12 protein-coding genes are annotated in these 14,111 nt (G+C 62.9%); all 12 read right to left on the bottom strand.

The annotated features are described in order from the left end of the window. Window positions 1-131 precede the first annotated feature (131 nt). Entirely contained in the window at window positions 132-2,564 is a 2,433-nt protein-coding gene (locus LU682_RS03620; RefSeq protein ID WP_010951927.1) for a TonB-dependent siderophore receptor, read from the bottom strand. A 90-nt stretch (window positions 2,565-2,654) separates the two neighbouring features. Then, window positions 2,655-3,620, bottom strand: coding sequence for a FecR domain-containing protein (locus LU682_RS03615; RefSeq protein WP_010951926.1), 966 nt, complete (start codon window positions 3,618-3,620; stop codon window positions 2,655-2,657). Beyond that, window positions 3,617-4,153, bottom strand: a complete 537-nt coding sequence (locus LU682_RS03610) for a sigma-70 family RNA polymerase sigma factor (protein WP_010951925.1) — start codon at window positions 4,151-4,153, stop codon at window positions 3,617-3,619. Before LU682_RS03610 ends, LU682_RS03615 begins: the two co-directional genes overlap by 4 nt. Before the next feature lie 170 nt (window positions 4,154-4,323). Further along, the gene (locus tag LU682_RS03605; RefSeq protein ID WP_049586359.1) at window positions 4,324-4,656 is read right to left on the bottom strand and encodes a RidA family protein; all 333 of its coding nucleotides are present in this window, start codon (window positions 4,654-4,656) and stop codon (window positions 4,324-4,326) included. 46 nt (window positions 4,657-4,702) lie between these two features. Then, the gene (locus LU682_RS03600; protein ID WP_010951923.1) at window positions 4,703-6,121 is read right to left on the bottom strand and encodes an aldehyde dehydrogenase family protein; all 1,419 of its coding nucleotides are present in this window, start codon (window positions 6,119-6,121) and stop codon (window positions 4,703-4,705) included. A gap of 12 nt (window positions 6,122-6,133) precedes the next feature. Then, complete coding sequence (locus LU682_RS03595; RefSeq protein ID WP_010951922.1) at window positions 6,134-7,177, bottom strand: homoserine dehydrogenase; 1,044 nt, start codon at window positions 7,175-7,177, stop codon at window positions 6,134-6,136. A gap of 198 nt (window positions 7,178-7,375) precedes the next feature. Then, a complete protein-coding gene (locus LU682_RS03590) occupies window positions 7,376-7,813 on the bottom strand; it encodes an Lrp/AsnC family transcriptional regulator (RefSeq protein WP_010951921.1) in 438 nt (145 codons plus the stop codon). Next, entirely contained in the window at window positions 7,810-9,198 is a 1,389-nt protein-coding gene (locus tag LU682_RS03585) for a threonine synthase (protein ID WP_010951920.1), read from the bottom strand. The genes LU682_RS03590 and LU682_RS03585 overlap by 4 nt, the downstream gene beginning before the upstream one ends. Window positions 9,199-9,222: 24 nt before the next feature. Continuing rightward, the gene (locus LU682_RS03580) at window positions 9,223-10,107 is read right to left on the bottom strand and encodes a LysR substrate-binding domain-containing protein (protein WP_010951919.1); all 885 of its coding nucleotides are present in this window, start codon (window positions 10,105-10,107) and stop codon (window positions 9,223-9,225) included. 45 nt (window positions 10,108-10,152) lie between these two features. After that, window positions 10,153-11,592 (bottom strand): amino acid permease, encoded by a 1,440-nt coding sequence (locus tag LU682_RS03575; RefSeq protein WP_010951918.1) that lies wholly within the window; start codon window positions 11,590-11,592, stop codon window positions 10,153-10,155. A 142-nt stretch (window positions 11,593-11,734) separates the two neighbouring features. After that, on the bottom strand, window positions 11,735-13,006 hold the full coding sequence (locus LU682_RS03570; RefSeq protein WP_010951917.1) for a cystathionine gamma-synthase family protein: 1,272 nt from the start codon (window positions 13,004-13,006) through the stop codon (window positions 11,735-11,737). A 167-nt stretch (window positions 13,007-13,173) separates the two neighbouring features. Then, complete coding sequence (locus tag LU682_RS03565) at window positions 13,174-14,058, bottom strand: homocysteine S-methyltransferase family protein (RefSeq protein WP_172835035.1); 885 nt, start codon at window positions 14,056-14,058, stop codon at window positions 13,174-13,176. Window positions 14,059-14,111 lie beyond the last annotated feature (53 nt).

Here is a 14,111-nt window from a genome sequence, read left to right as displayed (position 1 = left end):
GATCAGCACATGCATAAGTTGTAGGGGCCCGGTATCGCGACAGCCGGTCAGGCTCTGTATGAAAAGCCTTGAGGTTCGGTGATGCTGCGTTGAAAACAGCCTGACCTTCGTCTCAAGGCTTAATACAGCCCCTAGAACCTGGCCCGCAACGCCACGTTGAAATTGCGCGGCTCGCCATAGAAGTTCCAGTAATTGGGGTTACCCAAGGTCTGGTAGTACTTTTTGTCAAACACGTTGTCCAGGTTGTACTGCACTTCAAGACGCTTGTTGATCTCGTAGATCGCATGCAGGTTCGTCAGGTGGTATGCGTCCTGCTGGATCTTGTAGTCTTCGCCAACCTCAGTCTGGGTCATCTTGCTCTGCGCATAGAAGCTGCCACCCACACGCAGCTGGTTGAGCGCGCCTGGCAGGCGGTAGTCGGTCGCAACCTTGAACAGGTGGCGCGGCGAGGCGCCGTTGAAGTCTTCACCTTTCTGCTCGCCACCGATGTACTTGGACTGGGTGTAGGTGTACCCCGCCGATACATTCCAGTTCGCCAGCACCTCACCGGTCAGCTCCAGCTCGATACCTTTGTTGCGCACCTTGTCGGAGGCACGATAGCAAGCCCAAGTCTGCGCACAGGTCACCCGCTCGGCCCGGCCGGTCTGGTCGGCCTGGAACAGCGCGATGGCGGTTTGCAAGCGCTTGTCCAGAAACTCACCCTTCAAACCGATTTCGTAGTTGCTGCCGGTCATCGGCTGGAGCGTGGTGCCCTCCGCATCTTGCGCGCTCTGCGGCTTGAAGATTTCGGTGTAGCTGGCGTATGCCGACCAGTTCTCGTTCAGGTCCTGCACAAGGCCCGCATAAGGTGTGACTTCGCCACTCTTGGAAAAATGCTTATGGTCTGTGGGCTCACGCACGCCATTGGTGTCGTCCAGCGAATCGTGGCTGTACCAGCTCAGGCGGCTGCCCAGAATGAACGTGGTGCTGTCGGTAAGGCTGAACCGGCTGGCCACGTACACGCCCTTTTGCTCCTGAGTGCGGTTGTATTGCCACTGGTTGACGTTGAGGGCTGTCGGCTTGGGCGGATCGAACGCTGCCAGGTTGTTCATGTCGACGATGTAGCGGTAGGTGGCATCGCGCCCCCCGTGATAGTCGAAATCGTCCTTGTTCCAATTGCCACCCACGATCAGCTCATGCTGGCGGCCCAGCAGCTGGAACGGGCCGGTGAAATAGCCGTCGATGCTGGTCTGGGTGTCATCGAAGTGAAAGTGGCGCGGGTTGAGGGTGAACAGGTCGGGGCCGCCACCCGGGTAGGTGTAGTTACCGAGAAAGTCCGACTTGGCCCACATCTGGTTCACGGCCACCACGCCCTTCCAGCCGTTGGCAAAGGTATGCTGGATGTCGGCGAACACGGTGGTATTGCGCTTGTCCAGGTGGTTCCAGTCGCCGGTCAGCGAGGTAGAGCGCGAAACCGGGTAGAACGCGCCGCTCTCCTTGCTGGGGAGGCCCGACCAGTCATAACCGGAGTTGCGTTCCTTCTGGTAGGTAAACCCGAAGGTGGCCAGGGTTGACTCAGCCAGGTCGGCCTCGATGATGCCATAGAACAGTTGGTTCTCTTTCTGGGCAGTGTCCAGGTAGCTGTTGGCATTGTTGTACGTAATGACCGAGCGGCCGCGCAGGGTGCCTGCTTCGTTCAGCGGCGCAGACAGGTCGACCATGGTCTTGTAGTCGTCCCAGGAGCCGACCGATGTTTCGATCAACGCCTGGCGCTCGGCCGTGGGCCGCTTGCGGACCAGGTTGATGGAGGCCGACGGATTACCCGCGCCTTCCATCAGGCCGGTGGCGCCCCGCACCACTTCCACGCGGTCGTAGATGTCGGTGTTGGGCTTGGAAATGGTATCCATCGAGTACGGGTTGCCAATGTTGGTCGGCACGCCATCAATCTGCAGGTTGTCGACCGTCTGCCCGCGAGCCTGGTACAGCGAGCGCTCGCTGCCGTTCTTGATGATGGTGACGCCGGTGGCGTTACGCATTACGTCGTCAAGGTTCTTCATATTCTGGTCGTCCATGCGCTGACGGGTGACCACCGTGACCGACTGGGGCGTTTCACGCAGGCTCATCGGCAGCTTGGTGGCAGTGGACGAACGGCCCGTCGCATAAGCCCCTGTAGCCTCCGTCACAGCACCCAGGCCCTGGCCCGAGATGGTGGTGGCGCCCAAGGTCACCGCGCCTGCCGCATCTTCGGCCTGGCTCACCAGCTGGAACTCCCGCTCACCCGTGCGCACGGCCGCCACACCGGTGCCGGCCAGCATCTGCGCCAGCGCCACGTCTACGCTCAAGGCGTGCACCGCCTGGCTCTGCTTGTTGGCCGTCAGCGCCGCATCACCGCCGATCAACAGCCCGGCCTGGCTGGCCAACAGGTTCAGTTGGCGCGCCAATGGCCCGGCTGGAATGTCGAATACCACGCGTTGGGCTGCAGCACTGCTGTCGGCCTCGGCGACGGCAACGTGGCCGCCAAGGGCTAGGAAAATGGCCAGGGCCAACGGATGACGGTGCGCGGAGGCAGAGTCGCGAAGCAGCATGGAAGAATCCTTTCGCAAAGAGGATGAAGTAGCGTCATCCCACCAAGCGAATGAGCGTCGCAAAACCGGAAAAAGAATTTTGAAAAAACTTCAGACCGCCTCGATGGAGACCCACCAAGGCAAGGTACGCACAACCCGGATGGGCAACGCACGCTCGAGCATGGCCAACGCACGGTCGGTATCGAGCAACGGGAAGGTACCGACCGCACGCAGGCTGCCAATCGCTGGGTCGATGCCCAAGTGGCCATGGCGGTAATCGCGCAGAATGTCGATCATCTGAACCAGCGGCATGTCCTCCGCCACCAACACACCGCGGCTCCAATCCTCGCGCAAGCGTTGTGCAGTTGATGGGGCGCCGACTTGCTGCGCGTCGAACACCATCATTTGCCCGGCTTGCAACGTGGTTTGTCTGCCGCTGCCGGAGCAAGTTGCCTGCACTGCGCCGGCAAATACGCTCAAGGTGGTCTGCAACCCCTGGTCCCGGACACTGAAGCGCGTGCCGAGCGGTTGCACCCGCCCAGCCCTCGTCACCACGGAAAGTGGACGTGGGTCCTTGCCGGACTCGATCAGGATTTCTCCGCGATACAGGCGCAATTGCCTTGAGCCCTCATCGAACTGCACATCCAGCGCCGTCCCGCCGTTCAGCCACAGCTGGCTGCCATCGGCCAGGGTGACCGGCCGCACCTCACCCAGGCCGGTGCGGTAAGTGGCGAACCAGGCACGTGGCGAGTCGACCCAACCGCGCTGCCATCCGCCCCACCCCAACACACCTGCCACACCCGCCACACAGAGGCTACCGAGCACGGCCCTGCGCGAATGCCGGTCACGGCGCACGCTGTCGAACACTTGCCGAGCCTGCTCTGCCTGGCCGCTGAGGCCGCCAAAGCGCTGATTGATGTTCTCTACGTACGACCAGGCCAGGCGATGCCGCGTATCCTCGTTCAGCCAGGCATGCCACTGCGCCTGGATCGCAGCGTCATTGTGCGCCGCGTGCAGCCGTGCGAACCAACCGGCAGCCGCTTGCAGTACGGCATGGTCGAGTGGCGCCCTGCTCATGCCAGCGAGCCATCCAGTTCGGCTTCCAGCAGCAGGCATTGGTACATAGCCTGAGCCAGGTAACTGTTCACACTGCGCTCGCTCACGCCCAACTGCTCGGCGATCTCGCGTTGCTTCATGCCCTGCAACTGCGCCATGGAAAATGCCTCGGCCACGCGCTGGGGCATACGCTCAAACATTGCCTGCAGTTGCTCGAGGGTTTCGAGGATAACGGCCTGATGTTCCAGCGAAGGCGCAAGTTGCTCGGGCTGGGCGGCCAGCACTTCCAGATAAGCCTGCTCCACCCGCCGCCGTCGCCAGAAGTCCACACACGCATTGCGCGACATACGTCCCAGGTACGCACGGGCATGCTCGTGGTCATTGAACACACGGGGCTTGGACAACAGCCGCACGAATACATCCTGGGCCAGTTCCGCCGCATCATGGGCATTGCCGAGCTTGCGCTGGAGCCACTGGCGAATCCAGCCATGATGGGAACGGTAGAGTTCCTCCAGGTCGAAACCAGGGGCTGGAGCACTGGGAGAGGCATTCATGGGGCAGGCCATTATGCTAATAGGAATTATTCACAATGGTAGCGTGGATGAATGACACCGGGCAATTGCGATAAGCAACGCTGCCCGGTTTGGTCATGGCAGGGATGATTTTGCGATCAGGCCGAGGCCTGCCCATATCAAGCAACTGGTCTGCGCTTTCAGCCTAGCGGTCACAGTGAATCCGGGCACCCAGTGCACACAGCGAACACCTGCACCTCTACCAGGTAGCCAGCCCCCAGGTCGGCACCCACGCAGGCCCGCACCGGTTTTGCACAGCCTTGCAACCAGGCGTCGTACACTTCGTTGACCAGGTCGAAGTGGCGGTAGTCGGCAAGCCACATCTGAACCCGCGTCAGCTGCGCCTTGCCGACGTTGGCTTGCACCATCAGGCCGTCGATCACGCTCAGCGCCTGACGCAACTGCCCCTGCACATCCTGTTGCAGGTCCTCGGCCACGATGCCTGCCGTTTCGAACAGGCCCCTGTAACTGACCGCCAGTGACATCCGCGCGCCTGATCCGTAGCGAGTGATCATCGAGGTAACCTCCCCCTCAACCCATCTGGTTGAAGCAGACGACTTTGGGTTGGGTCATGTCCTCGTAGGCAAACCGCACCCCCTCACGCCCAAGACTCCCATACTTGGCACCACCAAATGGCATGGCATCGAAGCGGTAGTCGGAAGAGTCGTTGATCATTACACCGCCGGCCTCGATACGCCGGGCCAGGCTCAACGCCAGCGACAGGTCACGGGTGAACACACCGGCATGCAAGCTGTACTCCGGGGCATTGGCCAGCGCTATCGCCTGCTCGACAGTCTCGAAGGGCGCCAGCATCACCACCGGTGCAAAAACCTCCTCGAGCCACAGCCGGCTGACGGGGTCAACGCTTTCGAGCACTGTCGGCGCATAGACCGCCCCGTGACGCTGGTGGCCGCAGAGCAGGCGGGCACCGCCCTCAATCGCCTGGTTCACGCGTGCTTCGATCTGCCGTGCAGCTGCTTCGGTGATCATCGGCCCCATATCGGTTTCGCGCCGGCCCGGATCGCCCCAGACCATCGCCTGGGTCAATGCCACGAAGCGCTCTCGAAACGCCTCGTAGATCGAGGCATCTACGAGAATGCGCTGGGTGCCGATGCAGTTCTGCCCGGCCGCCCAGAACGCGCCCGACACACACGACTCGACAGTGGCTTCCAGGTCGCAGTCCTTGAGCACCAGCACCGGGGCGTTGCCGCCAAGGTCCATGGCAAGCTTTTTCAAACCAGCCCCGTGCGCAATCTTTTCGCCCGTCGCGAAACCGCCCGTAAAGGAAACCATGCGCACCTCACGCACAGCCACCAGCGCCTTGCCCAGTTCGGCGCCCCCTGTGGCTACGGTGACGACGGCCTCCGGCAGCCCTGCATCCACCAGGTACTGCACCAGTTTCAGGGCAGAAAGCGGGGCCAGTTCCGAGGGTTTCAGAATGACCGCATTGCCCCCTGCAAGTGCTGGCCCCAGCTTGTGCGCCACCAGGTTGAGCGGGTCGTTGTACGGGGTAATGGCCAGGATCAACCCCAACGGCTCGCGGGTGAACCAGCCCTGACGCGATTCGGAGCCTTCATAGGCATCGAAAGGCACCACCTCACCGGCGTTGCGCCGCGCCTCTTCGGCAGACAGCTTGAGCGTGTTGATGCAGCGTTTGACCTCTTTCTCGGCCTGGCGCAGGGTCTTGCCCGCTTCATCGACGATCAGGCCGGCAAAGTCTGCCGCATCCCGTTCAATGAGCTGAGCGGCGTGCTCCAGAATAGCGGCCCGGCGGTGCCGGGGCAGCGCCGCACTTTCACGCACACCTTGACGGGCACGGGCGAGCAAGGCAGGCACTGCTTCTGCGCCGAGGTTGTCGACGCTGCCAACCAGGCTGCCATCGAAGGGGTTGTACACATCGATCAAGGCGGGTTGCTGAACAAGCGCCCGCGATACGGAAGTCAGGCTCATGAACGTTGCTCCTCAGGCCGAGTGGCCGGCGGTGTGAATGGCGACAATGTCCGACAGCAGGGCAAAAGCCGTTTCGATGCGCCCCGCCCCCGGGCCGGACACGGTTACAGCCCCCAGCAACTCCGTGTCGAACGCCAGCGCATTGGTGGCGCCTAAAATACCCGCCAAGGGGTGATGACCAGGCAGCAGCTTCGCTTCGACGCTGGCTCGTACCGAACCACCGGCTTCACGGCGGGCGCTGCCGATCAGCTTCCAGCGCTCGCCCGCCGCCCGTGCCCGCTCGATAGCCGCGCTGTCGATGGCACTGATACCGCTGCAGGCCACATCACCCACCTGCAGACAGGCGCCGAGCAACTCATTGGCGAGGATCACCACCTTCAGGCGTACGTCATGGCCTTCCACATCGGCGGTCGGGTCAGCCTCGGCAAAGCCAAGCGCTTGTGCCTGGGCCACCGCCTCGTTGAAGCCAAGCCCTTCCTCCATGCGCGTGAGCACATAGTTAGAGGTACCGTTGAGAATGCCCTCGAAACCTACCAAGCCCGCGCCCGCCAGGGTCTGGCGCGCCATACGCAGCACCGGTGTGCCGCTCATGACGGCGCCTTCGTATTCGAACGACACATTGTTGGCCTTAGCCAAGGCCTTGAGTGCCTGGGCATGCAAGGCAATCGGCCCCTTGTTGGTGGTGACCACGTGCTTGCCCGCCTCCAGCGCCCAGCGGCAGAAGGTTGCCGCCGGCTCACCGTCCTTGGGGTTGGTGAATGTGGCCTCGGCGATGATGTCGGCGCCTGATTGCTTGATCACCGCCTCATTGAACGCCTCGGCCGAACCTTGAGGGATGTGCGCCAGCGCGCCCTTCTGGGCCGGCAGCGCGGCCAGCACGGCGGCATCCAAGCCGTCGCGGTCGATCACCGACCCCAGGAACAAGTCGGTGACACCCACGATTTTCAGGCCAAAGCCCAACTCGTGCTGCCAGCGCGCATTGCGTTCGGCGATCAGTTGGGCAAGCGCGCGGTTAACGCCACCAAAGCCAACGAGTGCAATTTTGTATTCGGTCATGGTTTGCTGTCCTGTCCAGGCAGTGGGTCGATGAGGACTAGCGTAAGAGCCGTGCACTGCCAGTTGAATATGGCAATCCGCTGTATTTATTGGCCAATCTGGCCAGTGCAAAGCGCGCACCTGCGCCAGGGCAAAACGCACAACGCCGCCTGGGCGCGAACCCAGGCGGCGTTGTGCTAGCCAATGCAAAGACGCGGTTCAGACCACCGCGGCCAGGACGAACGAAGTCACCGTGTTCTCCACCCCGGGCATGGCAGCGATTTCCTTCCACACATGGTGCACCCGCTCCGGGCTGGAGGCCTCGACGCGCAACATCAGGTCGAACTCGCCGCTGAGCACTTCACACTGGATCACCTCGGGGATCTGGCGCAGCGCATCGAGTACCGCCTCACCGCGCATGCGGTCATAGCGGTAGACGAAGATCACCGCGTTGATCAACGACGCCGGCCGTCTGCCCTCACCGATGCGCAGGGTATAACCCTGAATGGCGCCGTCACGCTCCAGGCGCTCGATGCGCTGGCGTACCGCATTGCGCGACAGGTTCACCTTCAACCCCAACTCGGCGTGGGCGATACGCGCATTGGCGGTGAGCTCGGCGAGAATGCGCTCGTCGAGGGGGTCGAGGATGCGCTTCATCGCCCAGCCTGCAACCGGGTCAACAAGGCATGAACACCGGCCAGGTCGTCAGGTGCCAACAGCGGCCCATCGCCCGCTGTGCCGACCGCGCCGGCGGGCACCTCACCGTGCCAGGCCCCCAGCTCCGCCAGCAGCCCGGCAGACTTTTCGGGGGCAAACTGCCCCAGCGTGACGATGGGCGCACCGATGTTGCGCCGGTGCAGGCGCCCGGCGAATACCCCTGTCGCGGCATGGGGGTCTACTGCGCTGCCCGTTTCGTGGAACAGCGTGACAATTTCTTCGCGAATCAGCGCGTCGTCCACGGCATAGGAGTCGAACAGCATGCGCGCATGCAACCACTGGCGGTTGCCGATGCTCAGCTCGCCGCACGCCTCGAAGTGCTCCATCAGTGCCCGGGTCGCCCCACCATCGCGGTCATACAGTTCCCAGACGAAGCGCTCCAGGTTGGAGAACAGCGAAAAGTCCATGACCGGTGACAAGGTCTGGCTGGTTGAGCCACGGCTGTAGCGGTTGCAGTGGATGAACCGGTGCAAGGCATCGTTGCGGTTGGTGGAGACGATGATCTGGTTGATCGGCAGGCCCATTTTCTGGGCAATGAACCCCGCGTAGATCTCGGCAAAACTGGCCGTGGGGATGCTGAACCCAACCGGGCGTATGCCGCCACCGAGCTGCAGCGCCGCATGGAAATAGAACACAATCTGCGCCAGCACACCGACCCAGTTGGTGGAGTTGAAGCTGACCGGAATCAGCCCGGGGCATGGCCAGTCACGCAGCAGCGCCGACACCAGCGACTGGCAATCGTCAAAGCTGCCATCCACGGCCACGCAGCTCACGCTGTCGGACGCGGCACTGCGCATCACTGCCGCGCGGTCGGCGGGCGTGCCTGCGCTGGGGTATAGCGCCAGCAAGCCTGCTGCAGGGCAATGCCGCAACGCTTCGATAGCCGCTACTGCGGTATCGCCGTTGCTGGCACCGACCAGCATGACCCGCTCGCACTCTGCCCCCAGAAAGTGCCGGACAAAGCGCGCCTGCAACTGCGCGGCAAAGTCCTTGGAGGACCGGGTAGGCCCATGGAAAAGCTGCAGGATCCATTCGTTATGGCCAAGCTGCTGCAACGGCGCAATGCCGCGGTGGCGGAACCCGCGATAGCTGTCGCTGACCAGCGACCTGAGCGTAGGCTCGTCGAGGGTATCGCCGACAAACGGTGCCATTACCCGCCAGGCCAGTTCGTCGAAGGGCAACCACGACCAGCTGGCAATTTCCTGTGGGCTGAACACCGGCACCGAGGTGGGCACATAAAGCCCGCCATCGTCGGCCAGGCCAGAAAGCAATGCCGTGCGGAAATCGACCCGTGTCTCGTTGCCGCGCGTGGATGTGTACTGCATCGGTGCTCCAGATAGCTACATAAGTTAACGATGCGCCATGGCCACCAGCCAATGGCTGAACGCCTGAGCATCGGGGGACAACGCTTCACCTAGGCCGCGTACCAGGAAAAACGACTCGCTTGCCTCGATACGCTGGGCAAAGGGAGCGACCAGCCGCCCCTCCTGCAGCAGGTCCTCTACCAGCGACGAGCGTGCCAGCGCCACCCCGAGCCCCAGCTCCGCCATGCGCAGGGTCGACACCAGCGTGTCGAACTGCAGGCCACTGGAAGAGTCGACCTGATCGGCGCCGACCCGCTCCAGCCAGTAGCCCCACCCCTCCTCGTAACCCAGCACATGCAGCAACGGCACACGGGCCAGGTCGCGCGGTTCGCGCAGCGGGCAACCGGCCAGCAGCGCGGGTGCGCACACCGGCACCAGCATGTCGCGGGTCAGGCGCTGCGCCTCTACCCCGGCCCACTGCCCGCTACCCCAGCGAATTTCCAGATCATCTTCGGCATCCAGCTCCTTGACCCACAGGTTGCTGATGTAGCGAATGTCCACCTGCGGGTGCGAACGCCGAAAGTCGGCCAGCCGCGGGGCCAGCCAGAAGTGCAGGAACGACAGGCTGCCCCGTACCTTCAGGGGCCGACGTTGGCGTTGCCCGAAGATTTCATTGGTGCCGACCGCAAGGCGGCTGATAGCGTCCTGCACCACCGGCAGGTAGGACTGCCCTTCTTCGGTCAGCCCCAACCCGCGCGGCAGGCGCTTGAACAGCGCCACACCCAATTGGCTTTCCAGGTGACGAATCTGTTGGCTCACGGCCCCTTGGGTAAGGTGCAGCTCTTCTGCCGCATGGGTGAAGTTCAAGTAACGCGCCGACACTTCGAAGGCTCTCAGCCAGTTCAGGGGGGGCAAGGTTTTCTGGGTCATCGGCGGCTTCTCGTGGCTAGGTTCCGGTGGCCTAGTATCACCTGCTCAGGCGGCCTCGGAACCTGGGGCGACGATTTCCAGCGGGGCCGTACGGCGGCTGCGGTACTTGCACGTCAGCCAATAGGCCAGGTAGCACCAGGCAATGAAGGGCAAGCCGAAGTACAGGGCAACCCGCTGAGCTGGGTCGAAGGCAATGCCGACGCAGGCCAGTACGCAGCAGAAAATGGCCCCCAGTGGTACGAACGGGTAGCCACGCACCCGGAACTTGAGGTCCTCGAGCTTGCCGCCGCTGGCGATGTAATGACGGCGGAATGCGATCTGGCTGGCCGCGATGCTGATCCACACCACTACCACGGCCAACCCTGAAATCGACACCAGCGCCAGGTAGATGGTGTCGGGGGCAAACACACTGCTCAACAGCGAAGCCATGCCGCCAGCCATGCTCAGCACGATCGCATTGAAGGGGGTGCCGCGGCGCGACAGCGTGGCGTAACGGCGGGGCATGTTGCCTTGGTCGCTGAGGGTCCAGAGCATGCGCGAAGCGGCGTAGAGGCCGGAGTTGGCGGCAGACAGCAGCGCGGTGATGATGACGAAGTTCATGATATCGGCCGCATACGGGATACCAATCATCGCAAAGACCATCACGAACGGGCTTTCAATAACCCCGGCCTGTTCACGCGGCAGCAAGGTGGCCAGTACAAAGATGGTGCCGATGAAGAACAGCGCCAGGCGCAGGACCGTGGTGCGAATGGCCTTGGGCACGTTCTTTTCCGGGTCTTTGGTTTCGCCGGCAGCGATGCCGATCAGCTCGGTACCCGAGAACGCGAAGGCCACTGCCAGCAGGGTCATTGCAATGGACCAGAAACCGGTGGGGAACAACCCTTCACGGGTGAAATTGCCCAGCCCTGCACTGTGCGCCTGCTGGATCTCGAAGCCACCCAGAATGGCCCCGCCGCCCACCACCAGAAAGGCGATGACGGCCAACACCTTGACCAGTGACAACCAGAATTCGGTTTCGGCGAACGATCGCACCGAAATGATATTGCTGATGAACACCGCAGCGCCGAACAGCGCACTCCACATCCATACCGGCGTGTCGGGGAACCAGCGCACCATCAGGATGCCCGCGGCGGTGAATTCGGAGCCGATTGCCACCGTCCAGGTCAGCCAGTACATCCAGGCCACCATGTAGCCGGTGCCCGGGCCGAGGTAACGCGTGGCGTAACTGCTGAACGAGCCGACTTCCGGCATGTGTACCGCCAGCTCGCCCAGGCACATCATGACCAGGTACACCATGATTGCGCCGAGTATGTAAGCGATGACCGCGCCCAACGGGCCGGCCTGGTTAACGGTGTAGCCCGACGTGAGAAACAGGCCGGTGCCTATCACTCCGCCCAGCGCCAGCATGACGATGTGGCGGGTTTGCATATCCTGCTTGAAGGTATGCGCCGAGGCATTTCTAGTTGTGGTTGTCTGCACGGACATTGTGGGTTACTCATGAAAGTTGGCGGGCAAGGACGTAGCAACGACCTCGTCTTGGCAGAGCGAATCGAGTTGCCTTGCATATTGTTTTTGTTCGACTTCATGAAGTGGCACCCACCACACGGGTGGGTGCTACGCGCCAGCCTCAGGCCTGCACCGGGCTCTGGCAGGCGTCTGCGTCAGCGTGCAATTCCTTTGCGACGGCCAGTTCCTCACGCACCGATGCACAGGCCTGTGCCAGGTCCGCCAGCAGGTCATCGGTTTCCTCGATGCCCACTGAAATGCGCACCAGCCCTTCGGAAATGCCCAGCGCCAGGCGCTCTTCCAAAGTGTTCTCGACATGGCTGGTGGTGCGCGCCGGGCCATAGATGGTCTCTACCGCGCCGAGGTTGCCGGCCCGATGGGCATACTTCAGCCGCGGCAGCAAACGGGCCACGGTTGGCATGCCGCCCTTCAGCACGAAGCTGACAATGGCGCCAAACCCGCGCATTTGCGCCTTGGCAATGGCATGCCCGGCATGCGCCGGCAAACCTGGGTAGTTCACCGCTTCAACCAGCGGCTCGGTGCTCAGGTAATGGGCCAACGCCATGGCACTGGCTTGCTGCTGGCGCAGGCGCACTGCCAGGGTCTTGATACCGCGGATGATCAGGTAGGCCGAGAACGGGTCCAGCGCCGCGCCGTTGATTTCCCGGTAGTGCCGCACCTGGGCCATCAACGCCTCCGCGCCGCACACCACCCCACCCAGCACGTCACCATGCCCGGACAGAAACTTGGTTGCGCTGTGCACCACCACATCCACGCCCAGCGCCAGCGGGTTCTGGTTCAGTGGCGTGGCAAAGGTGTTGTCGGCCACCACCAGCGCCCCCACCTTGTGCGCAGCGGCGCTCAGCCGACGAATGTCCAGCACCTTCAGCGTCGGGTTGGTGGGGGTTTCCAGGTACAGCAGGTCGCAACCGGCGGCAATCTCGCGCTCCAGCGCTTCAGTGTCCAAGGTATCGCACAGGCACACTTGCACGCCCATGCGCGGCAGGAACTCTTCGAAGATCTTGTTGGTGCCGCCATAGCTGTCGCGGGTCGACACCACGCGTTTGCCGTTGGACAGGAAGGTGTGCAGCACGGCACTGATGGCCGCCATGCCGCTGCTGAACGCGACTGCCGACTCGGCTTGCTCCAGCTCGGCCAGTTTTGCTTCCAGCGTGGCGACCGTGGGGTTGCTCATGCGGCTGTAGATGAAGCCCGGCTGCTTGCCCTGCGCCACGTCGTACCAGGCATCGATGTCGTTGTAGCCATAAGCGGCGCTGACCACGATCGGGGTCTGCGTGGCGTTGTACGGGTGCTGTACCTGCTCCCCGCTCCACACGACCCGCGTCCCCACACCGGCCGCAGCATTGCCCTCGAATTTTTCGTTGTTGTTCATATCCGGTTCCCGCCCAGCTGAGTTGTGTACACCGATGCAGCATCGGCCTTCAGCGGACTATAGGGAGATGACGGAGGCCTGAAAAACGATGGAATCCGGGTCTGACTGGCGTTTTTTTTAATGGCTGCGGGCCGGGCGCTGCAAAAGCCGCCCGGCCACGTGGGCGCTTAGGCCAGGTTGCGTTTCAGCTCGGCGATGTGCTCCGGGCCGATGCCACAGCAACCGCCGACCATGCTGGCACCCCGCGCACGCCAGTCCTTGGCCCATGCCAGGTAACCCGGCGGATCGAGGTCTTCGCGCAGTTCGTCCAGGCCATCGTTGGCAGTGGCTTCTTTGGGCTGCGGCGGGAAGGCGTTGGCATAGGCACCGATGGCAATCTCGGCGTTGTGTCGCTCGATGACCGAGCGCGCGACATCAATGGCGGCGCCGATCACCTCCGGCTGGCTGCAGTTAAATAACACCGCAGCCACACCCAGGCCGACTGCGGCTTCGATGGCTTCGGCCACCGGTTCACCGGAACGCAGGCGCGGAACCTCGTCGACTTCCTCGTCCTGCAGGGTGAAGGACACCCAGAACGGCCTGCCGTCTGCCGGCAAATGGCTATGAATGGCTCGCACTTCGGCCACGGAACTCTGGGTTTCGGCCAGCCACAGGTCAACATGCGGGGCCAGGCCCTGGAGCAACGGGGTCAGCACCTCTGCCACACGCTCGGGCTGGAACAGGTCGGGCCGGTAGGACCCGAACAGCGGCGGCAGCGAACCTGCCACCCTGACCGGGTGCGCGCCGCTATCTGCCGCGTGCCGCGCAAGCTGGCCTGCGATATGGGCCAGCTGTCGCCCTTCGGCGGCAAAGCGTTCTTCACCGATGTGGAACGGCACTACTGCATAGCTGTTGCTGGTGATGACCTGCGCACCCGCATCGATGAAGGCTGCGTGCACGCCCACGACCGCCTCCGGCGCCTCGCTCAGCGCCAGCGCCGACCACTCGGGCTGGCGAAACGGTGCACCGCTGCGCTGCAGCTCTCGGCCCATGCCACCGTCCAGAATTACCATCGTTCGCTCTGCCATATAACTTCTCTGAAGGTTCTTATGAGTAAAATTCATTA

Source organism: Pseudomonas alloputida, from assembly GCF_021283545.2.
GTDB classification, from domain to species: domain Bacteria; phylum Pseudomonadota; class Gammaproteobacteria; order Pseudomonadales; family Pseudomonadaceae; genus Aquipseudomonas; species Aquipseudomonas alloputida.
The sequence above is the reverse complement of the archived record's forward strand: the minus strand, read 5'-3'. Positions and strand labels throughout refer to the sequence as shown.